At 52.8% G+C, this 23084-nt stretch carries 24 protein-coding genes; 10 read left to right on the plus strand and 14 right to left on the minus strand.

Translation table 11 applies throughout. The annotated features are described in order from the left end of the window. Positions 1 to 49 precede the first annotated feature (49 nt). From MUG09_RS03885 to MUG09_RS03930, 10 genes are read right to left on the minus strand one after another with little or no spacing between them, the layout of a single operon-like run. Positions 50 to 1771 carry a complex I subunit 5 family protein gene (locus tag MUG09_RS03885; RefSeq protein WP_244773766.1) on the minus strand — a complete coding sequence of 574 codons (1722 nt, stop codon included), beginning with the start codon at positions 1769 to 1771 and terminating at the stop codon, positions 50 to 52. 9 nt (positions 1772 to 1780) lie between these two features. Continuing rightward, a complete protein-coding gene (locus MUG09_RS03890; RefSeq protein WP_244773767.1) occupies positions 1781 to 3493 on the minus strand; it encodes a complex I subunit 5 family protein in 1713 nt (570 codons plus the stop codon). Beyond that, the gene (locus tag MUG09_RS03895) at positions 3483 to 3827 is read right to left on the minus strand and encodes a sodium:proton antiporter (RefSeq protein ID WP_244773768.1); all 345 of its coding nucleotides are present in this window, start codon (positions 3825 to 3827) and stop codon (positions 3483 to 3485) included. Before MUG09_RS03895 ends, MUG09_RS03890 begins: the two co-directional genes overlap by 11 nt. Next, positions 3817 to 4548, minus strand: a complete 732-nt coding sequence (locus MUG09_RS03900; protein WP_244773769.1) for an MnhB domain-containing protein — start codon at positions 4546 to 4548, stop codon at positions 3817 to 3819. The genes MUG09_RS03895 and MUG09_RS03900 overlap by 11 nt, the downstream gene beginning before the upstream one ends. Then, a complete protein-coding gene (locus MUG09_RS03905) occupies positions 4545 to 4790 on the minus strand; it encodes a Na(+)/H(+) antiporter subunit B (protein WP_244773770.1) in 246 nt (81 codons plus the stop codon). Before MUG09_RS03905 ends, MUG09_RS03900 begins: the two co-directional genes overlap by 4 nt. Next, positions 4787 to 5116, minus strand: a complete 330-nt coding sequence (gene mnhG / locus MUG09_RS03910) for a monovalent cation/H(+) antiporter subunit G (RefSeq protein ID WP_244773772.1) — start codon at positions 5114 to 5116, stop codon at positions 4787 to 4789. The genes MUG09_RS03905 and mnhG overlap by 4 nt, the downstream gene beginning before the upstream one ends. Further along, positions 5113 to 5382 (minus strand): MrpF/PhaF family protein, encoded by a 270-nt coding sequence (locus MUG09_RS03915; RefSeq protein ID WP_244773774.1) that lies wholly within the window; start codon positions 5380 to 5382, stop codon positions 5113 to 5115. The genes mnhG and MUG09_RS03915 overlap by 4 nt, the downstream gene beginning before the upstream one ends. Next, a complete protein-coding gene (locus MUG09_RS03920; RefSeq protein WP_244773776.1) occupies positions 5379 to 5891 on the minus strand; it encodes a Na+/H+ antiporter subunit E in 513 nt (170 codons plus the stop codon). The genes MUG09_RS03915 and MUG09_RS03920 overlap by 4 nt, the downstream gene beginning before the upstream one ends. A 2-nt stretch (positions 5892 to 5893) precedes the next feature. Next, complete coding sequence (locus tag MUG09_RS03925) at positions 5894 to 6346, minus strand: PTS sugar transporter subunit IIA (RefSeq protein ID WP_244773778.1); 453 nt, start codon at positions 6344 to 6346, stop codon at positions 5894 to 5896. Positions 6347 to 6348: 2 nt separating this feature from the next. Continuing rightward, positions 6349 to 6696 (minus strand): P-II family nitrogen regulator, encoded by a 348-nt coding sequence (locus MUG09_RS03930; RefSeq protein ID WP_244773780.1) that lies wholly within the window; start codon positions 6694 to 6696, stop codon positions 6349 to 6351. A 280-nt stretch (positions 6697 to 6976) separates the two neighbouring features. On the opposite strand from MUG09_RS03930, the gene hisG reads away from it, so the two are divergent. From hisG to MUG09_RS03980, 10 genes are all read left to right on the plus strand, one after another. Continuing rightward, entirely contained in the window at positions 6977 to 7840 is an 864-nt protein-coding gene (gene hisG / locus MUG09_RS03935; protein WP_244773788.1) for an ATP phosphoribosyltransferase, read from the plus strand. A 9-nt stretch (positions 7841 to 7849) separates the two neighbouring features. Next, on the plus strand, positions 7850 to 9166 hold the full coding sequence (hisD, locus tag MUG09_RS03940; protein ID WP_244773790.1) for a histidinol dehydrogenase: 1317 nt from the start codon (positions 7850 to 7852) through the stop codon (positions 9164 to 9166). After that, positions 9163 to 10233: a histidinol-phosphate transaminase gene (gene hisC, locus MUG09_RS03945; protein ID WP_244773792.1), complete on the plus strand. Its 1071-nt coding sequence runs from the start codon at positions 9163 to 9165 to the stop codon at positions 10231 to 10233. Before hisD ends, hisC begins: the two co-directional genes overlap by 4 nt. Further along, entirely contained in the window at positions 10226 to 11353 is a 1128-nt protein-coding gene (hisB, locus tag MUG09_RS03950; RefSeq protein ID WP_244773794.1) for a bifunctional histidinol-phosphatase/imidazoleglycerol-phosphate dehydratase HisB, read from the plus strand. The genes hisC and hisB overlap by 8 nt, the downstream gene beginning before the upstream one ends. Next, the gene (hisH, locus tag MUG09_RS03955) at positions 11350 to 11943 is read left to right on the plus strand and encodes an imidazole glycerol phosphate synthase subunit HisH (RefSeq protein ID WP_244773796.1); all 594 of its coding nucleotides are present in this window, start codon (positions 11350 to 11352) and stop codon (positions 11941 to 11943) included. The genes hisB and hisH overlap by 4 nt, the downstream gene beginning before the upstream one ends. Then, positions 11943 to 12677 carry a 1-(5-phosphoribosyl)-5-[(5-phosphoribosylamino)methylideneamino]imidazole-4-carboxamide isomerase gene (hisA, locus tag MUG09_RS03960; protein ID WP_244773798.1) on the plus strand — a complete coding sequence of 245 codons (735 nt, stop codon included), beginning with the start codon at positions 11943 to 11945 and terminating at the stop codon, positions 12675 to 12677. Before hisH ends, hisA begins: the two co-directional genes overlap by 1 nt. After that, a complete protein-coding gene (gene hisF / locus MUG09_RS03965; protein WP_244773800.1) occupies positions 12667 to 13446 on the plus strand; it encodes an imidazole glycerol phosphate synthase subunit HisF in 780 nt (259 codons plus the stop codon). The genes hisA and hisF overlap by 11 nt, the downstream gene beginning before the upstream one ends. A gap of 13 nt (positions 13447 to 13459) precedes the next feature. After that, the gene (hisIE, locus tag MUG09_RS03970; protein ID WP_280529405.1) at positions 13460 to 14071 is read left to right on the plus strand and encodes a bifunctional phosphoribosyl-AMP cyclohydrolase/phosphoribosyl-ATP diphosphatase HisIE; all 612 of its coding nucleotides are present in this window, start codon (positions 13460 to 13462) and stop codon (positions 14069 to 14071) included. A gap of 147 nt (positions 14072 to 14218) precedes the next feature. After that, positions 14219 to 14812 (plus strand): histidine phosphatase family protein, encoded by a 594-nt coding sequence (locus MUG09_RS03975; protein ID WP_244773802.1) that lies wholly within the window; start codon positions 14219 to 14221, stop codon positions 14810 to 14812. 211 nt (positions 14813 to 15023) lie between these two features. After that, positions 15024 to 16361, plus strand: a complete 1338-nt coding sequence (locus MUG09_RS03980; protein WP_244773803.1) for an ATP-binding protein — start codon at positions 15024 to 15026, stop codon at positions 16359 to 16361. A 108-nt stretch (positions 16362 to 16469) separates the two neighbouring features. Here the strand turns inward: MUG09_RS03980 and MUG09_RS03985 are convergent, their stop codons facing one another. The 4 genes from MUG09_RS03985 to MUG09_RS04000 all read right to left on the minus strand — a co-directional run bounded on the left by MUG09_RS03985 (position 16470) and on the right by MUG09_RS04000 (position 23069). Then, on the minus strand, positions 16470 to 17909 hold the full coding sequence (locus tag MUG09_RS03985; protein ID WP_244773804.1) for an MFS transporter: 1440 nt from the start codon (positions 17907 to 17909) through the stop codon (positions 16470 to 16472). Then, a complete protein-coding gene (locus MUG09_RS03990; RefSeq protein ID WP_244773805.1) occupies positions 17909 to 19912 on the minus strand; it encodes an alpha-glucosidase in 2004 nt (667 codons plus the stop codon). Before MUG09_RS03990 ends, MUG09_RS03985 begins: the two co-directional genes overlap by 1 nt. Beyond that, positions 19909 to 22086 carry a polysaccharide deacetylase family protein gene (locus tag MUG09_RS03995; protein WP_244773806.1) on the minus strand — a complete coding sequence of 726 codons (2178 nt, stop codon included), beginning with the start codon at positions 22084 to 22086 and terminating at the stop codon, positions 19909 to 19911. Before MUG09_RS03995 ends, MUG09_RS03990 begins: the two co-directional genes overlap by 4 nt. 182 nt (positions 22087 to 22268) lie before the next feature. After that, a complete protein-coding gene (locus MUG09_RS04000; protein WP_244773807.1) occupies positions 22269 to 23069 on the minus strand; it encodes a hypothetical protein in 801 nt (266 codons plus the stop codon). Positions 23070 to 23084: the final 15 nt, after the last annotated feature.

Here is a 23084-nt window from a genome sequence, read left to right on the forward strand (position 1 = left end):
TTCTTTATTATCAATGCGGGCTGCAGGATTTCCTGCAGCTTTTTTTATGCTACAAGAGCATGATCAGGAGAGCGGCGATAGCCGAGGCGAAGCCCAAAAAGAGGTCGGTGAAGGAACCGCGCAGTGCCTTGATCCGGTGCAGCACCTTCGCCCCCGGTTTGCTGACTGCCACAGCAAACAGCAGAATCCCTCCAAGGAGTGTGTACAAGGTCTTGAGCATATTCGGTGTGTTGAAAAAGAAGTCATGCCCATAGCCCAAGGCTTGTTTCTGACCGAGCAGCGTCCCGATGAATGCCATCACCTGAGGAGCAAAAACTCCGGTGAGAACGCACATGACAGCCAGCATCAGGAGCCCCAGGTGCAAAGAAACGGGAAATCGGGGCAGGCTGCCTTGCATGATCGGCTCAAGGGGCTGCCTGGAAGGCAGAAAGATACGGGAGAGCTTGATGAAGGAAGCCACCGTTGCGGCCCCTGCAATGCTGAGGATGACATATTGCCATCCACCCTTGAGGGAGTAGGTGAGCAGCGTCTTGCTGAAGAACCCATTGAACGGGGGAAGGGCTGTGATGGAGAGGGCTGCAATGAAATAACAGAGCATGGTCAACGGCAGCTTCTCTCCTTCCTCACGCAACCGATAGTTTGCTCCTCTGAGTGTATAGACATTACGGTTGCCACCGCTGTCGGTAGCGGTTCCGATCGAGAGAAAGAGCAGAGCCTTGAAGAGAGCGTGGCAGAAAGCATGGAAGAAGGATGCTGCGAGCAACAACGAACCTGCTCTCGTTTCCAAGCCGTAGTGAAGCGCCAGACCCCAGGCACTGACCACATACCCTATCTGGCTGATCGAGTGGTAGGCAAGCAGCTGTTTCGCATCGCTCTGGGCAAGGGCGAAAAGAACCGCCAGCAGGGCGGTGATGGTCCCTGCCCAACTGAGCGGAAGGCTCATTGCACCAGAGAGAGGGGAGAGTGAGAATACGCGAATCAACGCAAAGAGAGGAATCTTCAGCAAGACGCCTGAAAGCATGGCCGAGACTGCATGGGGAGCCTTGGAGTGGGCATCGATGAGCCATAGCGAGAGGGGCATCACGGCAACCCGTAAGAGTATGGGAACTACCAACAGCACGAGACAGAGGAGGGCGGTTTTCTGTGCCTCCGGTCCAAGGCCGGCAAGTCCTTGGGCAATTCCTTCGTAGCTGAGTGAGCCGGAAAGACGATAGAGGCCGAATGTACCCAGCAGGAAGAAGACCATCGCCGATGAGGAGATCATGAGGTAGGAGAAGGAGGCATACACGGCATGGCCCTTTTGGCTGCTTGCTATCAATACATAGGCGGCAACACCCATCACCTCAAGACATACAAACAGGTTGAACAAGTCGCTTGTCATGGCGATGGCGCTGATCGCTGCATTCTGGATGAGAATCAGGGCGGTGAAGGAGGAGTGTCCCGGCCCCACCTTGCGTGAGTAGATCCAAGAAGGAATGGTGACGGAGGCGGCGAGGAGAATCATGAGCATCGACAATCCGTCGAAGCTGAAGGTTATTCCGATAATGCCTCTATAGGAACCCGCCACTGCATCGATGCTTCCCGTTTCCTGCAATACCGGATAGAGAGAGAGGACAATAATGACAGGAAAGGCCAAGCCGATGATGACTCCCACGTATTCGGCAAGCCTGCGTACCTTCGTAGGAAAGAAGCTCTTGCAAACCAGAATCAAGGCTGCACCTAGCAAAGGGAGGTAGATGGGAGAAAACATCAGGTTTGCATTACTCAGCATGGATTCCCCCTACCACAAGAGATTTGCGGCCATGAATCCTATAGCCAGGGCATAGCCGAAAAAGAGATCGGCGAAACCAACCTCTTTGGATGAGAGCGGCCGGATAAGCTTTCTCACCCAGGCCGTCCGTGTCAGGACGATGCAGAGGAACGCAAGACCGACCGTGACAAGGGTTTTTCCCAAGTCTTGATACGCGTAATACGCGATATACCCTCCCTTTGCCTCGGAGAGAGGGGTGAGAATATGAACAAGGAACCTTTGGATCCTCTCATAAAAGAACCCTCCAGCGAGGATCATAAGGGCAAGCAGGGCATAGGAAAGCTTCATTGTTTTCGATACGACACAGCTTTCATCAACGGCCAGGGCTTTTTTGGAAGGGAGAAACATGAGAGCCAATTTGCTGTAGGCAACGATGGTAAGAACCGATGTTATGGACAGCAGATGCACCGAGGCATGGTTCTTTGCAAGGTGCAGCATGGTGTTCTTTCCCATGAACCCGATCGTTGGCGGCAGGGCTGTCATGCTCAGGGTGGCAATGATGAAGCAGATGAAGGTAAGAGGGATTCGCTCTCCCCTCTGTCTGAGTGCCGCAATTGCTCCTCGTGCCTTGTTCAGGTCCTTTGTGCCAAGGACGTCGGTTGTGGTTCCGACGGTCAGAAAGAGCAAAGATTTCGAGAGTGCATGGCAGAAGCCGTAGAGCAGGGCGATTCCAAGCAACAGGGCTCCTTTTTCGGTCTCTATGCCGGCCTTGACGGCCAGACCGTATGCACATACCACATAACCGATCTGGCTGATCGAACTGTAGGCCAACAGTCGTTTTGCCTGGTGTTCGAAGAGAGCGAGCAGGATGCCGACGACCGAAGAGATGCCTCCCGCCCAAGCCATGATGAATCCGATGCGCTGACTTCCCACCACCAAGAGCAGCAGCCGGACGAGGGCGAAGAGGGGAATCTTGATCAGAACCCCCGAGAGCAGTGCCGATACTGCATGCGGAGCCTTGGAGTGGGCTCCGACCAACCAGCCGTGCAGGGGAAAGACTGCACTTCGCAGCAGTGTGGAGATGACGATGAGAACCAAGGAGAGCTGGGCCACCACCAGGTCGTTTCCTCCAAGGTTGTTCTTGGCTGCTACGATGGCTTCATAGGAGAGTGAGCCGGTGATACGGTAGAGTCCGAAAGTCCCAAGCAGGAAGAAAACCATGGCGGTTGCGCTGTATAGGAGGTAACTGAAGGAAGCCAAGGCTGAGCTGTCCTTCTCGCTTGAAGCCACCAATACATAGCTGGTGATGCCCATCACCTCCAGACAGACGAACAGGTTGAAGAGGTCGGCGGTAAGGCTGGTAGCGGCAACTGCAGCACATTGTACGAAAAATACCACGCTGAAGGTGTTCTGTTTGGGGCCGGCGTGTCTGCTGTACAGCCAAACCGGAATGCTTACGAGCAGGTGCAAGGCGATCAAAAGATAGGAGAGTCCATCAAAGTGATAGTGGACGCCCAGACTCGTCTCCCAGGCCCCAATGACTGTCTCTACACTCTGATGGTCCCATACTGCGCCTCGCAATGCAAACAGGGCGAATGCCGGAAGCACCAGACCGATGAGAAAGCCAAGAAGCTCGAATGCCTTGCGCACGGTCTCGCCTGCGAACGCCTTGGCCGCAAGAATCAGGCTGGCGGCAAGCAAAGGGAGGTAGATGGGTGCGAGAAAGAGGGTGTCAATGCTCATCAGCCAACCTCTTGGTGATGACATCGATATCAAGTGATCCTGTGGCCTGGTAGAGGCGTACGGCAAGGGCGAGCGAGAGTGCCGATACACAGACCCCGATGACAATGGCTGTGAGCATGAGGGCCTGGGGAATCGGGTCGACCATGTGGATAATGCCATCATCAAGGATGGGGGCCTGGCTGCCGATCCTGCTCCCTTCCAGGATGAAGAGCAGAACGACTGCCGCATTCATCAGATTCAATCCGAAGATTTTCTTGATGATGTTGCGCATTGCAACAATGGCGGAAAATCCAATCAAAAAGAGCAGGAAAATGAGGATTCGTTCAATGATCATGGCTGCCTCCCATCATGGCGATGCACATGACGGCAATGCTCGTACCTACTTTCAATCCGATGATGATGTTCAGCAGTATGATGAAGTTCGGCGAGAGGTTCTGCACTGTCTTGACCGGGTTGCCGAAGAATCCGCTCTCAAAGAAGACTCCGCTGATCGAGGCGAGCATCAGAAAGAGGAAGGACAGGGACTCGATGCGTGAAAGGACGATGGTATTGGTCAGCTTGGTTTTCAACTCGGTGCCCAATGCCAGAAAGACAATACCCGAGGCCAGTATGACCCCGCCCTGGAAGCCTCCTCCCGGTGAGATGTGACCGTACAACATAACATAGAACCCGAAGAGCAGGACAATGGGACCCAGTTTGGAAGCCACAACCTCGATGAGGTTTGTCCGAAGCGAATGCCGGGGAAGTTTTTCGGGTTCGAGGGAGAACTTGACAGCCTCTTCATCCATCTTGTGACGGCCCAAATTGATCAGGATCGACATGGTTCCGGTAATGGAAACGAGCAGTACCAGCGTCTCTCCCAGTGTATCCATGGCCCGGTAGCCGAGATAGATTGCACTTACGGTATTATCGGCGCCTGTGTCTGCTTTTGCATTGCCGAATAAATAGTCGCGCGCCTGAACCGGCCAGGGAGCATCGCTGAGTATCACCGGAAGGATGGCGAGTCCCAGGATGAGGATGGTCAGAATGATTTTTGAATGCGTCAAAGCCTTCATGACTCCTCCTTGTCCCGTCTTTGGGTATGACGAATGGCCCAAACGAAAATGACGGTCGATACACCGGCTCCGACGGCCGCCTCGGTGATCGCCACATCAGGGGCCCGTAGAATCGTGAAAAGCAATGCGCTGAGCATGCTTATGGCTGAGAGAGCAATAACAGAGTGCAATAGATCCTTGCTGGCCAAGGTGAAAATTCCCAAGACAAGAATGAGACTGAGAATGAGGATATACATGATCATAGGCTTTTATCCTCCTTTGCCATGGAGGATCGGTGCTTCTCGGCGTCCTCACTCTCCCAAATGAATCTGGCGACAATGGAGCTGCCGGTGGGAGCAGAGATGAGAAAGAACACGATGAGGATGATCAGGCGGGCGGTACTGGCCAGCGAGGGGGAGAGCAACAGCAAGGCAATCAGGTAGGAGAAGACCGCCGTCGTTGCGCACAACGAACCTGCATGGAGACGACTGTATGGGTCCTTGAACCTGAAGAGACCGATCATACCCACAATGCCGAAGGCGGTTCCAATTAAAAATGCAATGAGGGAGAGGATTTCCCGTATGATCATCGTCCCTCCTTGCGGTGCTTGAGAAACCGCGTAATGGCCAGGAAGCCAAGAAAACCGAAGATATCATAGACCAAGGCTACATCGAGATAGAGTGTTCTACGATTTCGTATCCCCCACAGGATCAAGAGGGCCAACGAGACTGCAGAGAGTACATTGAGGGCGACAAGCCGGTCGCTTGAGGTGGGGCCGAGCATGAGTCGGATCAAGGTGATGAAGGCAAATACGAACAAGGCTGTCTGCATGCCTGAAAGAATGAAAGAACTCATAGCCACGTCCTCCCCAAAGCGTGCTCCAGCTTTGTCTTGACCGCCTCTCCCGCCGCTTTCGTATGCATGGTGGTACAGAGCAGCCAGTGTACCGTCAGGTGGTCGTCGTTGAGGTCCAGTGTCATGGTCCCCGGGGTGAAGGTGATTGCATTCGCCAGGACGGTCCTTGCGATGTCCGAGCGCAGGCGTGTTCGGAAATGAACGATGCGGGGGTTGGTGTTTCCGCTTATCACCGCTTTAACCACCGAGAAGCTGCTGACATACAAGGAGACGACCATCAGCAGGAGGAACCTGATGAGCGAGAGTGGCCTGGGGATGAAGAACCCCAAACCGGCCTCGTGCTCGGGTAAGAATATATGATAGGTGAGACTTGCAGTCAGAATGGAGGCTCCAAGACCAAAGAGCAAGGAAAATAGTCCCGGCTCCGTGGTGAAAAGAAGCCAAACAAGGAAAAGAAAGAGGGTGGTCAGTACAAAACGTATGAGGGCCCAGATTCTTCTACTGTTCATCTTTACTCCTTGTCGGCGATGAGGGTGTGAAAGTCTATGCTGCTCTTGCTGGTTATCAGCGCTTCACGAAGATCACTTTGATGGAGCAAACGGGCAAGTTTGCTGAGAATCCTCAAATGAAAACTGGAGCTCTTTTGCGGGCCTACCAACAGGAAAACCAGAACGACCTGCTTGCCGTCCAGGGCCTTGAGGTCCAAGGAGGGTGTGAGGCGCATGGCTGCAAGCAGGGTCTTCTTCATCGAGGGGCAGCGGGCATGGGTGATGGCGCAGCCTTCTCCCATGCAGGTGGTATGAAAGCCCCCGTCTCTGAGACGCTCGACCAAGTTGTCGGGAGCTTGCTCGGGGTGCACTGCATGCAGTTGGTCGGTCAGGGTCTTGATGACTCCTTGGATGGTTTGTTCGCTTCGATCGAGCAGGATGCAACGCTGATCGAGTAAATCCCTTATGTTCGCCATGCCTATACCTCTTCCTCGTCTTGTACCAAACCAGCAGCCCAGTCAACCGGCAGGGTGAACATAATGCCGGTTCCAGGATTTTCCAATCCTCCCACCACTCCATCGACCAGATGTTTGGCCTTGCGTACCACCTCATCGTCCTTAACGACCGAGAGGATGGTTTTATTATAAGGTCTGTTGCCTTTCATAAAGTCTTTGAATCCTGCAAAAAGAGGTACTTCATACGTCAGGAAACGGCCCATTCCCTCGCTGTCGAGGATGGTGGAGCCGGTGATGCCCGCTTCTACGTAGGCTTCAAGCACCTCTTCCAGATACTCTTCGTTGTTCAGGACGAATACCAGTAGTTTCATCTATATCTCCAAGCAAGGATTGTGTTTGATGGTACCATAGGGTTTTAAGGCCGGTCAATGAATTCTATTATGCATAAAATGTGAATATCCATGCAGTTTCTCTGTTTGGGTATTGACAGGGAAGGGGAGGCAGCGGTAAGGTTTCGCCATGAACAGAACCTTTTCACACGAGCACCATCATCACTTCTGCAACCAACCGTAGACAGGTGGGCTCTGATACCTATAGATACAGACCTCCGCATGTCGCGGGGGTTTTTTTATACCCTGAAAGGAGCAGTCAATGGCACAAGTATTGAGAATCGCAATCCAGAAGAGTGGCAGGCTGAGTGAGAAATCACTGGAAATCATCAAAAAGTGCGGTATTAAGTTCGGTAGTGACGAGCGTGTTCTCAAGGAACAGGCTTCCAATTTTCCCCTGGAGTTCCTCTATGTCCGCGATGATGATATTCCTGCCTATATCCGTGACGGTGTGGCGGACATCGGCATAGTCGGACGCAACGAGTACGACGAACAGGCCATCGACCTGCAGGTGCTTACCGACCTCGGGTTTGCCAAATGTCGTCTCAGTATTGCTGTTCCCCAGGATATGCACTATACAGGCTTGATCAGCCTCGAGGGCAAGCGCATCGCCACCAGCTACCCCAACATCCTCGGTGGTATATTGAAGGAGCAGGGGGTGAAGGCGAGCTTTGTGCAAGTCTCCGGTTCGGTGGAGGTGACACCTGCCGTCGGCATTGCCGATGCCATTTGCGACTTGGTTTCAACCGGAGCGACCCTTGCCATGAACGGGCTGAAGGAAGTTCAGGCCATCTACACCTCGACCGCTGTCATGATCGGGCGCAAGCAGATGGGAAGCAGTGAGAAAGAGGCGATTCTCCAGCGCCTTATGCTGCGCATCGATGCGGTGATGCGTGCCGCCTCCTTCAAATATGTAATCTTCAACCTGCCCGAGGAACACCTCGATCAGGTGGCTCGTATTGTCGGCGGTATGAAGAGCCCGACGGTCACGCGTCTGATGGAAGCGGGCTGGGTTTCAGTGCAGACCGTTGTTGCCGAAGATACGTTCTGGGATGTGTTCGAGCAGCTCAAGGCTCTCGGAGCCCAAGGAATTCTGGTGACTCCGATTGAGAAAATGACCGAGTAGGGGGAATGTATGGCCTATCTTGCACGATTCTATGACCCACAGGACGAAGAGCTGCCCAACCTGCTCGCCCGTAACACAATAAACAGCGAGGGCCTGACCGAGCGGGTGAGCGCCATTCTAGCGGCGGTGAAGGAGGAGGGCGATGCAGCCCTGCTGCGATTTGCAAAGCAGTTCGACAAAGCCTCTTTATCCGAGCTTCGGGTACGTGAAACTGAGATTCTGGAGGCAAAGGGCAAGATATCCGATGATTTGAAACGGGCTCTTGCGGTGGCCTACAACAACATTTTCTCCTTCCATACCGAGCAGCTTCCCCAGGCGGAGAAGCTTTCAGTAAGGCCTGGAGTCGAGCTTTCACGCAAGATAGTCCCCATACAACGGGTGGGTCTCTACATCCCCGGTGGTACGGCACCCTTGTTTTCCACCACGTTGATGCTGGCAATTCCAGCCCAAGTGGCTCACTGTCCTTCGGTGGTGCTCTGTACTCCCCCGGACAAGGATGGGAACATCCATCCTGCCATTCTGTATGCAGCCTCCCTGTGCGGAGTGAAGGAAATCTACAAGGTAGGCGGCGCCCAGGCAATCGGTGCCATGGCATACGGGACACAGAGCATCAAGGCGGTGGATAAGATTTTCGGACCGGGCAACCAGTATGTCACCGAGGCAAAGATTCAGGTAAGCAGCAGCTGCTGTGCCATCGATATGCCAGCCGGTCCGAGTGAAGTCATGGTCATCGCATCTCCTGCGTCCAACCCGGACTATGTTGCCAGTGACTTGCTCAGCCAGGCCGAGCATGGACGTGACAGTCAGGCGATGCTGGTCGTCTGTGCAGGAGAAAAGGAGGGATTCGCTTTCCTGGACAAGGTCGAGCAGGCCATCGAAAGACAATTGGCCGTCTTGGGCAGGCATGAGTATCTTTTGGCCAGTCTGCATAGCAGCCGTGCGTTCGTCCATCCTGATCCGAGGCGGTGCGCCGCCTTGGCCAACGCGTATGCAGCCGAGCACCTTATCATCAATATGGAGGATGAGCCTGCTGAAAAACAACTGTTGGATTGGATAGTCAATGCCGGTTCCATATTTTTAGGTCCCTACTCGTGTGAGAGTGCGGGCGACTATGCAAGCGGTACCAACCACACCTTGCCGACCAATGGCTGGGCGAGAAGTTACAGCGGGGTAAGCACCGATTCTTATCTCAAGAAAATCACGGTGCAGAAGCTGAGCAAGGATGGGTTGGAAGACCTTGCTCCGACGTTATTGACGATGTCCGAAGCAGAGAAGCTGACTGCGCACCGTAATGCGGTTGCGATTCGATTGGGAGGAGAGAGATGAGAGAGTTGCTCAGAGAGAATATTGCCACGCTGAGACCGTACAGCTGTGCACGCAATGATTTCACCGGGGAGGCCGAGGTGTACCTCGACGCCAACGAGAACTGGCAGGACTTTGTCGGCAGGGAGGACGCAAACCGCTACCCCGATCCCATGGCCGTTCATGTGCGCAAGGCCCTTGAGGATGTGTTGGGTCTTCCGTTCGACCATACGGTCATAGGAAACGGCAGCGATGAGTTGATCGACAATCTGTTTCGCTGTTTCTGCCGCCCGCAAAAGGATACCGTCCTTCTGATGCCTCCCACCTATGGCGCCTATCGTGTGTTCGCCGACATCAACGATGTTCGGGTGGAAAATGTTCCCCTTACCCCTGACTTTCAAATCGACATGCCGGCCATTACGTCCTATCTGGCTGAAGAGAAGGGGCGAAGAACACAAGAATCCAGGCTGAAAATGCTCTTCATCTGCAGTCCGAACAATCCCAGCGGCAATGCCTTCCCCTTGGATGAGGTGCGCACAATCTGCTCCTTGTTCGATGGGATTGTTGTTGTCGATGAAGCTTATTTTGACTTCAACACTCAAGAGAGTGCAGTGAGCCTGCTTGATGAGTATGAGAATCTTGTAGTGTTGCGCACGCTTTCCAAGTGCTGGGCTTTGGCCAGCGCACGGGTCGGAGTGGCGATTGCAAGCAAAGAGATCATAGCTGTCATCAGGAGCATGAAGTATCCCTACAATGTGGGAGGTCCTTCGCAGGCCATTGCACTGAAGGCGCTTGAGCAGGCGGACCAAGTCCAGAAGGGGCTTGCTATGATTAAGAGGGAGCGGGAGCGCCTGAGTGTCGAGCTTGCCAAGTTGAGCTGTGTCGTCCAGGTATTCAAAAGCGACGCCAATTTCTTTCTGGTCCGCATGACCGATGCCGCCGGCATCTACCACTATCTGCTTGGCAAAGGTATTATAGTGCGTAACCGCAGCAAGGAGATGCACTGCGAAAATTGTTTGAGGATCACCATCGGCAGCGAGCACGAAAATGATGTGCTGCTCGCCGCCTTGAAGGAGTACGACCATGCATGAACGGGTGTTGTTTCTCGATCGTGACGGTATTATCGTCGAGGAAACCCAGGTCGACAGCCTGGAAAAAATCAGGTATATCCCCGGTGTGTTCTCCGCCCTGGCCAGACTCCGTTCCTCCGGGCTGTGGTATTTTGCCATGGTGAGCAACCAGGACGGGGTGGGCACCCCATCCTTTCCTCAGGAATCCTTTGACATCCCCCAACAGAGGATCCTGGAGACCTTGGCCGGGGAGGGCATTTCCTTCGATGCCCTGCATATTGATTTTTCCCTGCCTTCGGACAACTGCCCCGGAAGGAAGCCAAGGATCGGGATGCTTGGAGAGTACCAGGGTGAAAAATACGACCTTGAGCATTCGGTGGTGATAGGGGATCGACTGACCGATGTCCAGCTTGCCAGGAACCTCGGATGCAAGGCTGTCTGGTTTGCCTCTCCTTCCCGTGCCAACGAGCTGTCCGACGAACTGAAGGAGACTTGCATCCTCATCAGCGACAATTGGGCCCGAGTTGCTTCGTTCTTGCTCGACGACAGCGCTCTGGCCCCCCGTATCGCCCGCATTGAGCGAAAGACAAAGGAGACCGAAATCGCCCTTGAGCTCAACCTCGATGGAGGAGGCCAGGGACATGTGCACACCCATATCCCCTTCTTCGACCATATGCTTGAGCAGGTGGTTCGCCACAGCGGCTGCAATCTGGATTTGCACGCTCACGGGGATCTGGTTGTGGATGAGCATCACACCATCGAGGATGTGGGGCTTGCCCTGGGGCAGGCGTTTCGGCAGGCTTTGGGCGACAAGCGTGGCATCAGCAGGTATGGGTTTGAGCTGCTTCCGATGGATGAGGTGCTTGCCCAGGTAGCCATCGATTTCTCTGCAAGGCCCTACCTGCAGTGGAAGGTCGACTTCAAGCGTGAGTATATCGGTACCTTCCCCACTGAGATGGTCGAGCATTTTTTCAAGTCGTTCAGTGACAGCGCACAGTGCAATCTCGCACTTTCTGTAGGTGAGGGAAACGCCCATCACCAGTGCGAGGCTCTGTTCAAGGCGTTTGCCAGAGCGCTTAGGAAGGCGGTGCACCGCAATCCGTACTCCATGGAACTGCCTTCCACCAAGGGGATGCTATGAACATAGCAATAGTCAAATATAATGCGGGCAACACCCGCTCGGTGCTCTGCGCCCTGAACCGGCTTGGGTATGAGGGCGTGGTTACCGATGATCGAACCACTTTGGAGAAAGCAGACCGGATCATTTTCCCCGGGGTGGGAGAGGCTTCCACCGCCATGGCATACCTACGGGAAAAAGGTCTGGATCAGGTCTTGGTCAACCTCAGGCAGCCATTTTTGGGTATCTGCCTGGGCATGCAGCTGATGTGTGCCAACAGTGAAGAGAATGCTACGAAGGCTTTGGGGATTTTCGATGCTCCTGTGCTCAAGTTCCGTCTTGATCCCGAGTATAAAGTACCCCATATGGGTTGGAATACGCTCAGTTGCAAAGCAGATGAGCTCTTTTCGGGCTTGCCTCACACGAACTGGTGCTACTTCGTGCACAGCTACTACGTGCCTGTTTGCAGCAGTACCATCGCCTCCACAGAATATGGAGGACAGGCTTTCACTGCGATTCTCCACAAGGATAACTTCTATGGGTGTCAATTCCATCCTGAGAAGAGCGCAGAAAGCGGCGAGCGTATTCTGAGAAACTTTCTGGAGGTGCTGTGATGCAGCTGATTCCCGCCATTGACATCATCGAGGGTTCGGCGGTTCGTCTCAGCCAAGGGCTGTATGACTCCAAGAAGGTATATGCTTCCGACCCCTTGGAAATAGCCAAGCAATTTGAAGCTGCCAACATCAAGAGACTGCACTTGGTGGATTTGGACGGCGCAAAAGGCAAGGGTATCGTGAATCTTCATATCCTTGAGCGCCTTGCCGCCCACACCTCCTTGATCATCGATTTCGGGGGTGGCATCAAGAGGACCGAGGACCTGCAGGCGGCCTTCGATGCGGGGGCGAGCATGGTGACCTGCGGTTCGATCGCCGTCAAGGATCCTTTGCTTGTACGTTCCTGGATCGAGGGCTTCGGCAGCAGCCGTTTGATTCTTGGTGCCGATGCCCGGGATGGCTTGATCCAGAGCAGCGGGTGGTTGGAGTCGAGTACTCTAGAGGTTGGTCCGTTCATCGATGCATATCTTGACTATGGCCTGGATACCGTCATTTGTACCGATATCTCCAAAGACGGCATGCTGCAAGGCCCTTCCTTGGAACTGTACAAGAAATTGCTCGGCTCTCGTCCGTCCTTGAAGCTCATCGCCTCCGGGGGTGTGGCTTCCCTGGGGGATCTGAAGGCATTGAAGGGAGCAGGTCTGTACGGTGCGATCATCGGCAAGGCTTTGTACGAAGGTAGGATAAGCTTGGAAGAACTTGCAGGATTCGGGGAGGAAGAGGATGCTGGCTAAACGGATAATACCCTGTCTCGATGTTCGGGATGGAAGAACGGTGAAAGGGGTCAACTTTGTCAACCTCAGGGACGCAGGGGACGCGGTGGAACTGGCCAAGGCGTACAGCCTCTGTGGTGCCGATGAGCTGACGTTTCTCGATATCACGGCGACGGTGGAGGGCCGTTCGACCTTCTGCGCCCTGGTCGAGCGTATCGCACAGAACATCGCCATCCCCTTCACGGTCGGTGGGGGAATACGAAGTGCTGACGATGTTTCGGCTCTTTTGGATAGCGGGGCCGATAAGATTTCCATCAACAGCCAGGCGGTCGCCGACCCTGGCGTCATCGATTCGCTTGCCCTGCGTTTCGGTTCCCAGTGCGTGGTGTGTGCCATTGATGCCAGGCGCAATCCTGCCTTCGACACCCCAAACCAGGAAGGATGGGAAGTATATGTGCATGGCGGGCGCAAGCCTACCGGCATCGAGGTTATCTCCTGGGCCAAGCAGGCATACGGCAGGGGCGCAGGGGAGATTCTGCTTACCAGCATGGAGCACGACGGCACCAAGGGTGGGTTTGCCATCGACTTGACCCGCCGGGTCGCCCAGGCTGTGGGCATTCCTGTTATCGCCAGCGGCGGGGCGGGGTCCATGGAACATTTTGAAGCGGTATTCAAGGAAGGACAGGCTGATGCGGCTCTGGCGGCATCAATTTTTCATTTTCATGAAATAGATATCCCACAGCTGAAGATTTTTCTTGAGCAACGTGGTATAACTATGCGTACCCGCTAGTAAGGAGATTTCTATCATGGGACTTGATTTTGAAAAACAGGGAGGCTTGATCCCTGCCATTGTACAGGATGCCGTAACACGCAAGGTCCTGATGCTTGGGTATATGAATGAAGAGGCACTGAAGCTGACACGCGACAAGAACCTGGTGACCTTCTATTCACGTAGCCGTCAGGCTCTGTGGACCAAGGGCGAGACCAGCGGCAACTATCTGCAGGTCCGTGAAATTCTTGAGGACTGCGACCACGATACCCTCTTGATCAAGGCGATTCCCACCGGTCCTGTCTGCCATACAGGAGCCGATACCTGCTTCGACGAGGTAAACGATCCCGAGCAGGTCTCCTCTACCGAATTCCTGTTCTATCTTGAGGAGGTTATTCATGATCGGCGTGATTTCCCCCAGGAAGGTTCCTATACCAATCACTTGTTCAGTCGCGGGTTGAACAAGATTGCCCAAAAGGTCGGTGAGGAAGCTGTTGAATTGATCATCGAGAGCAAGGATGACAATAAGAATCTCTTCCTTGGTGAAGCTGCCGATTTGATGTACCACTTCCTGGTTCTCCTTACCCAGAAGAATGTACAATTTTCGGAGGTCATCGATGTGCTGAAGGGAAGACACAGCCGTTAAGCAGCAGGACTGGCAAAACCATCAACTACGCATCACCTGCCTGAAAACGGCAGGTGATGTCGTTCAAACGAGGTATCAAGAAACCCAAAGGGGTCTTTTCTATACAGAAACAGGTTTTGGTTCTAGAATTAGCTATCGGAGGTGATCATGAGCATTTATGTCGTTCGTCATGCCGAGAAGCAGAGCGGTGATTTTCACCATGAAGGCTTGAAGTTCAATGATCAACCGATTACCAAGGCAGGGATGGAAAGCGCCCGTCGATTGGTGGCCTTCTTCTCTCCTATCGATATTGCTTCCATTCACGTCAGTGAGTACCTGAGAACCCAACAAACCATCGCTTTTGTTGCAGAATCAAAAGGCTTGGTGCCTCTTGTTGACCGTAGGATCAATGAGATTGATATCGGTGTCATCGAAGAGATGACCGATACACAAGTTGAAGAGCAGTACCCTGATTTCTGGGCTGCCTACCACACTCGCGATCATGAGTTCCGCATGCCCGGCGGCGAAACCGGATATGAAGCACAAAAGCGTATCAGAAGTCTTTTCGACTCTTTGGATAGGACGAAGAACCATATCCTCTGCACTCACGAAGGCTTGACCCGAATCCTTCTCTGCTCGGTGTTGGGCCTTCCAGCATACCGAAGACACCTTTTCAGCATCGATTATGCATCGATTACCGTGTTTGAATACCTGCCGGACTTCCACTGTTGGACGGTACCGAAGGTGAATATGGTGCTTTGAAGCAATCTGCGATGTATTATTGCAGTACTCGATAGGCAACTATCAGTGGTGAACCACATTTTCCGTGTGCCAATGTTGCTCATGGTTTTTTGTGTGTTAGTATACAAAGAAGTTAGTAAGGATAGTCTCGAATATGATTGATGAGTTGATTGCAGAGAGCACTGAATGTGATTTCAAAGTCGCACTTGAAACCAGAAAACCATAAAGTTGGTTGAAAAGTGTAAGCGCATACGCCAATTCCATTGGTGGTGTACTGTTTTTCGGTGTTGATAATGAGAAACAGGTAGTTGGTTTGCAAGACATCAAGCGTGATTCTGAAATCATCAGCAGGATGATTAAAGATCGTATAACGCCAATTCCCTTGTTTGAATTACTAGCGTCGAGAGATGGGGGTAAGGATATTCTTAGTCTGAAAGTGCATCCAGGAAGGTCCACTCCCTATTACTACAAAACGGATGGAGTCATGGAAGCATATATCAGAATTGGAAACGAAAGTGTGGTTGCCCCGGATTATCTCCTCAATGAATTGATTTTGAAGGGTACCAACCGGTCGTTTGATGCAATGATTACTGATGCAAGGAAATCTGACTATAGCTTTACCCTGCTCGAAGCGACATACCTTGAACAAACCGGACTCCGTTTTGATGCATCAGATTACGTCTCATTCGGGCTTGCCGACAAGAAGGGGTTTCTCACGAATGCCGGCAAACTTATGGCTGACCAATACATTGTTCTTAATTCAAGAGTGTTCTGTACCCGCTGGAACGGATTAGGCAAGGGTTCTATTTTTGATGATGCCCTCGATGCCAAGGAGTATGAGGGCAATCTCCTCAGTCTATTGCGTAACAGCAGTGATTTTGTCCGAAACAACTCAAAGGTCCGATTTGTCAAGGAGGCGCTGTATAGGATCGATAAGCCGGATTATGCTGAAAGGGCTGTCACTGAAGCACTTGTCAATGCGTTGATTCACCGCGACTATATCATGCTTGGGAGTGAAGTTCACATCGATGTATATGATGATCGTTTGGAAATACAATCCCCAGGTGGCATGTACTACGGGAGGGAGATTCAAGATTGCGACATTCGCTTCATTGGCAGTGCCAGGCGTAATCCAATCCTGGCGGATTTGTTTCATCGAATGAAATTTATGGAACGAAGAGGTAGTGGGCTACCCAAGATTCTCAGTGAGACAGCCAAGCTGCCAGGGTATACAGAAGGCATGAAACCAGTGTTCTTCTCAACTCCTTCTGATTTTCGAGTAGTTCTGAAAAATATCAACTACTTCTCAGAAACCATGCATGTGAAAGAAAAGGCGCAAGTCACCGAGCAAGTCACCGCGCAAGTCACCGCGCAAGATCCTCGGCAGAAGTTGCTCTTGGAGTTTTGTGCGATTCCCAGGACGAGAGAAGAAATGCAAGCATTCATCGGAATCGCACATCGCGAGTATTTCAGGTCATCGCTACTCAAGCCATTACTGAATTCAGGACGATTGAGGATGACAATTCCTGACAAGCCAAACAGCCGTAACCAGAAGTACATTGCCTTTTGAACTATCGTCTTCGGTGATACAAGAAAGTATAGCGTCTCTTCCTGGCAGTATATGTTCATCCTGTACCGAAGGGTGGTGAGGAAACTGGTGTAAGGCTGTGTTCTGCTTCTACCAATTACACTGCTCGTGCTTCCTTCCCGACACCTTCTCGCAGATTGCCTTCACTTCGTCTGCAGCATCCTCGAGTCTTCCCCCAGAGCGGAGGCGGATAAGTTCTGCTGCAACTATTTCACTGTTCTTCGGGCTCAGTTCAAACCATGAGGCTGCAATGATACCGGCAAGAATCAAGAGGGCAGGGCCGCCGATGAAGAATAGGAAGAATCGCGACAATACCTGAGGTGTCTGCTCGGCATTGGATACAAAGCCAACCATCTGCAGGAACAGGCCAATCAGGGGCATTACCAACGCACCCTGCACTAGCTTTCGTGTCAGGGTCATTGCACCTGAATACACCCCTGAGCGCTGGCTGCCGGTCATCAGTTCATCCACATCGATGACATTAGGCAGGATGGCGTAGGGAATGAATACGGCGGCAGAGGTTCCCAACCCGATTACTGCGCACACCAAGGCAACCATCCAGACAGGCGAAGTCGGTGAGAGTGCCAACGTACAGAGCATGCCCGTCAGCCAGATGAGCAGGCCCATCCGGTAGGCAAGTCGCTTGCCCTTGCTGTTTGCAATGCGCACATACACCATGATCATGACCAATTGGACTACCATGAGCGTTCCCATTGCCACCGAGTAGAGGTTGGGACGTTTCAGGTAGTAGGTGAGGTAGTAGGTAAAGAGTGCCATGAGCAGGTCCATCGCACTGTAGGCAAACACGTACATCAGAATATGGATGCGGAAAGAACGGTTTCGGAAGATGGTGAAGAACTCCTTGAGGAAGTTTGCCGATACGCTCTGCTGCTTCACCTGTGGGTCCTCCCAGGTCCCGAAGTAGGTGACCAGCCAAGGCAGGGCGAAGAAGATGCCGAAGGCCACCGACATGTACACATATCCGGTTGAGGGGTGCCCTGCAGCCGAATCGATGATGAGTTTGGGTATGGTGGCTGCAAGCAGGGAGGAGAAGCCTGAGAAGAACAGACGGGCGCCGGAGAGCTTGTTGCGTGTTTTATAGTCGCCTGAAAGTTCGGCTGCGAGTGCTGAATAAGGAATCATGACCATGGTGAAGACGGTGGCGAAAACTATGTATGCAAAGCTGTAGTAGAGAAACAGGGCAGCTTGGGTTTCAAAATTCATCGGCAGCCAGAGAAGGATGAAGGAGAGCGTGATAGGAACGATGCCGGCCAGAAAGTAGACCCGCCGCCTTCCAAACCGCGACTTCGTCTTATCGGAAAGGTAGCCCATAAGGGGATCGGATACGGCGTCCCATACTTTTCCTATGCCGAAGACCAGGCCGGCCAATGCAGGGGAGAGTCCTACCACCTCGGTGAGGTAGAAGAGGAACAACATGCCCACGATCATGAAGGCCCCGCCGCCGTAGATGTCTCCCAATCCATAGGAAACAAGGGTTTTAAACGTAACCATCCTCTCTTTCTTCTCCATCACATGCTCTCCTTCTGTGCAATCTCCCTGAATAGATTCAGGAAGGGACTTGTTGAACGTATGAAAACGGGAATAGAGCCGATGTCAGCTCTGATGGCATAGCGGCCTTCATTGTACACTTGCCCGGTAAAGAAATGTATCCATTTCCCTTCAGGCAGCCATACACGCCTCTTTCTTGCTCCCTTTTTCAGAACAGGAGCAACCAACAGATCCTGTCCATAGAAGTACTGGCCTTGTGCTACGCGATGCTTTTGGACCAGGACCGGCATAATCGGGGGGATTCCCTCTTTTTGATACTGCTCGCTGACATGCTGATGATAGAACAGCAACGCTTGATGAATACGTGCCATCCTCGCAAAATGCGACAACATCTCTTGGTCATCGTCGAACTGGGCATTTACCCTTGGGTTGATGCCTTCGTGTGTTCTCATCACAGCGGTGAATGCTGCTGTTTCACAGCTACGCATCAGCAGCTCCCGGCTTCGCTTGATCCAGGCAAATGAGAAGAACCCTCCGATATCGAAGTGCCAGTACCCGATGCCCGAAAGTGCAGAGGAGATGGCCGCCCGAACAACAGAAGGAAGGCCGCTGTCGGCAAGGAAGTTTACCGCTTGGTCTCCCGCCCAGAACAGCGGGACATTGTTGCTGCTGCCGGTAAAGCCTGAACGGCAGAAGTAGACGATTTCATTGCCTTTCCCTGCCTCCTGTACTGCCTGTGCGTTAAGCTGTGCCCAACGTACAGGGTATCTATTGTGCTCCAGATAGGGGTCCATGTTGTCGAAGAGTTCTCCATCAGGAGGAAGATACTCGCCGAAATCGGCCATCCAGCCATCAAGTCCGATGGCCAGCATGTTCTCCTTGATGATCTGCTTGTACCACAAGCATGCCGCAGGGTTGCACAGATCCACCAAGGCTACGGGAAAAGTCGTCGTACTGGTGATGTAGGGTAATGAAGAGTGTTTTTGGCGAATGAAATAGCCCTTGCGTTCTCCCTCTGCATACAAAGGTGCATCTGTACTGAGGAAGGGGTTGTTGTATCCAAGAAACTTGACGCCCCGTTCGTGCAGTTCTTCGATGAAACGAGGAAGGTCGGGATAGAGCTGCTGGTCGTACTGCCAATTCCAGAAGAGCTGTTTGCCATAAGGTGTAATGCGGACGCCCTGCCAATCCTGACACCAGATTGCGGTCACAGGTATGCCTGCATCGAGGGCCCGCTTGAGCTTCGCTTCCACGACGGATCGACCGCCCTGCAGACCAAGGATTATGCCGTCGAAGGCCCAGTCCGGCAGGATTTCCTGCCTGCCCAGAAGTGAACTCAAGGCTCCGACAGCCGTAGGAATTGAACCAGCCTGTCCAACGTAGATTGATGATGGGATGTCATGGCAGAGAAGTGTGCAGCTGTCTTTTTGTGAAAAGTCGAATCGGCAGAATGCCGTGGTCTGGATGAGCGCCCACCGCCCTGCAGCCGTAACAAAGCTTGGTTGGGGAAAGTAGGTGTGCTCTTGCGACCCTCCGCGTCCCGAGTGGAGGTTTGCAAGCACTTTTACATAATTGGGTCCCCTTCCGATACCCGGCTCCGACACCCAAAGCGGGAGGATTTTTCCCCGGAGGTCCAGATGGGAAAACTGCTCTCCACAGCCGAAAATAGGGTCTTCAGGGAGGAGAGGAAGCTGTATGTGAAAGCGGTTGGGAACCTCGGATGTAAGGACCGTGGGTATGATTCTCAGTCCGAAGGGCTCTTCATGGATTGTCAATTTCACCAGATCGCCAAAGGTTATGTGTATCGTGCCTTCTTTCGTTTTACTCTCGTCAACGCTGAACCGAGAGGGTTCCTTCCACATAGAAAGACTTTCGTCTTTGATGTGGTACATCCCATGGGGCATGGTAATGGTGCAGCTGCCCTGTCCGATGCCGATGCATGGACTTTTCTTTGAATGTTGAAGCACAGGAACTTCGTTATGGGAGAGTATGAAGCTGTCTTGGTTGGTTTGGATGTCGATCATGGGAGCTCTCCTGTTTCCGAAAATACACGGGCTGTCAGGCAAAGCTCTTTGGGAGGTCGGCTGCCTTGATAGGTCGCCAGGAGCAGCGAGAAGTGTACCTGTTCTCCTGCATACGAGGGTGCAGAGGAGTGGAGGTGTTCTGCTGTGAGCAATGCGGCCGTTCTCCCCCATCCCGTGGTCCTGGCCGGATACGTGTATTGTTCTCCCCAATAGGTGCCGAAAGGATTGGCCGTAATGGTCTGTTTTCCATCGGTGATGGTTTGCCGTACTGGGCAGAATGCAAAGCCATGCAGATGCTTATGGCTCTGTGCAATGAGAAGGCCTGAAGAGCCGTCGGAAAGGGCGATCCAACTGGGTGTGACATGGTTGTTGATCGAGCAAAGGCCTTTATTTCCGCCATAGGCATAGTAGTCCAAGGGGTAGCTGCTCACTGCTCCACCGAAATCCTCCTTCCAAACAGTGATGGTAGTGGTAAGGGGTATGGTTTCAAAGGCTATGATTTCACACGGGGCTACCTGCTTCCATCGCTCGTCCCAGGTTCGTCCCAACCTTTGGGCCTTTACGTTGTCATACCCGTGCTCTTTCGTGGACGGGTACTCGACCAGGCAATCGAGACAGAGAACTTGTAATCGTTCATCTATTCTGGCCGTTCGTCTCCAATGTACAGATGCTGATTCTCCTGCTCCCAGCGAGATGGTGCCTTGGGCGATCGAGGCATTGAAGGCAATGGAGGTACTGCGGTGCACAAGCTTGTCATACATAACCCAAGGTGCTTTGATGACATGACGTACATAGTGTGTTTGGAGCGTAAGCGCTCCATCGACACTTGGTTCCAAGTGCAGGGGATTACTCTTCCAATGAGGAATTTCGATGTCACCCGGAACTGAAGCACTGGATCCCATGACATGCTCAAGCAGTATCCTTGCTTGTGTAATGGCATCCTCTGCCAGCAAGGTGGCTGCTTGCAGGCGGTGAACATTCATCACCGGTGCAGACAGGCCGAAATGCGTGGTGCTCAAGACTTGTAGCCTGGTGCGCATGGTTTGCATGGCAAGCTTTTGGAGTGCTTGAGGAAGGACCGCGCTCCATTGGTGAAAATCATCCTGCGAGGAAGGATCGAGGTGATTGGATGCAATAACCCAGCTTTTTGCAGCACCCCAATAGGTGCGTCCTTGTGTCACCATCGTCCAGAGCACATGGTTTTCATACTTTTCCGCCCAGGAGGCGAAGCCGTCGAAGGCCCCGTCGGCAAGGTCCTGAGCGAAGGTGATCGTCCCCGCATTCTCATGGTTTGCCAGATACTCACTCGGCTTGATGAATGATACATACCCAAGGCCTGCGATGCTTTTCACGAGGTGATACAACCCGGCGAACGAAGGGGCGGCAACGCTGAGGGGAGGGAGAAGGAAACCCTCCCAGAATGTGTCATCGGCGTCCATATCCAAAAGAACGATGAGATCGGTAGGTTTTGCCAGGCTCAGCTGTTTCCTTCTGATGCGCTTGAGCATGCGGCGTGCACTTAAGCCATACTCGGCCAGGTCTCCTTGATTGATGGCAGGAAGCAGCCGCATCGACTCTCCTCTCTCCCCATCGACCAACAACAGGGGATTATAGCGCTCCGCGATGCCAAGCTTTGGCACGAATGAGCCGAATCCGTTGAACGGGATGGCGCTGTAATAGACTGAGAGAGTCTCGATTCCCAGCTGCTTGTAGAGCTTGAGATGAGAGGGGGTGACCATGCACTCCTGGGGTCGGACAATGGAAGTGCAAGCACTGAACACATCAATGTTGCCCGATCCATCAGGAGCCTTCAACGCCCATTCGACAGCCAGTTTGAACTCTTCAGGGGTATGAGCACTCAACAGTCCGTTGTTCCAGGACATGAGATGGATCTCATCACGACCTGTTGCAACGCGGTCCTTGATGCGATTCAGTATATCAGGTGCATGACGGGGGATGATGTGACCAAGGGAGAACACATTGTCGAAATCCCAGGCACAGTGGACAGAAATGCCTTCTGTTTCCAGCTTCTCCAGATCGTCCAGGATTCCCCTGATGATGCGTATGTCCTTGCCGAATCCTTGTTCATCGGCTGTGTCCCCGCGATAGGAGTGGTAAAAGTTTACATGAAACCGAGGACAGAAGTAGATGGTACGTTCGTCTCTCGGTTTCATACTGCCTCCATGGGAACACATCACTGACCATCTACTACTATAGCCGAGGATGTTGTGCTGTCAAAAGAAAAAAGGAGTTTTTCACCTTGGGGTTGCACAGCTTGACCGTACCGATTGGAAGCGTGGAGAGGCAGTTGAAACTGAAAGTTGGTCTCCATGTCGACCAACTTTCAGATGGATACCTAGAGGGAGCACAACGCTAGATTGGCTCCATCGTCGTAGTACACCACGCTATAGGGAGCATTCTGGTACTCCTCATTGGGATTCGTTGCATCGAAGGAGACCCAAGCTCCAAAGAGATAGATTTCCGGCCGGTAGTGGATGTAGGTTTCAACCGCTGCAGCCTGCATCTGGCAATCTGGGAAGTACAGGTTGTTTGCTTCTAGTTTAGTCGAAAGAGCTGCATATTCGGCAGGGCTCATCCCATAGTCGGCACCGGGGCCCTGATCGAAGGACATTTCATCAGACATATACTTCTTCCATGCAGTGATGCGGATGTCGGTGCCCTCCTCCAGGCCATACTGGATGGCGATGGCGCAGAAGACTGCTGCATAGTCCCAGCAGACTCCATAGAGCTTGTACATCGATTCATCGGTCATGCTGCGGTCGCGGATCATCTCATCCACAGGATACATCCCCGGCATGATGTAGTTCCAACGCATCGGATAGGAGACATCGGTCTGCGTATTGGGATCGGTGAGCTTCATCCTTTGTTCCTGCCAGCCCTTGATGGTGTTTCCCAAAGTTTGCTTGGATGCATCGTCGCTTATAGTGATAGCATCGAGATCGCTCTTGGGCAGACCGTAGGTATCGGCAAGGTATTGGATATCGTCATCGGTGATAGAGGCATAGGGGGAGAAGGCCGGAAACTTGGGGGCGTTCTCATCGATCCGGCAACCGTTGTCCGGGCGGCACGAGATGAGAAGAGCGAGTATGGTACATACGAGAACGAATGCAGGGCGCCGATTGTTGCTTCTGTTCATAAGGTGTCTCACTGT

It is taken from the genome of Sphaerochaeta associata (assembly GCF_022869165.1).
In the GTDB taxonomy this organism is placed as follows: domain Bacteria; phylum Spirochaetota; class Spirochaetia; order Sphaerochaetales; family Sphaerochaetaceae; genus Sphaerochaeta; species Sphaerochaeta associata.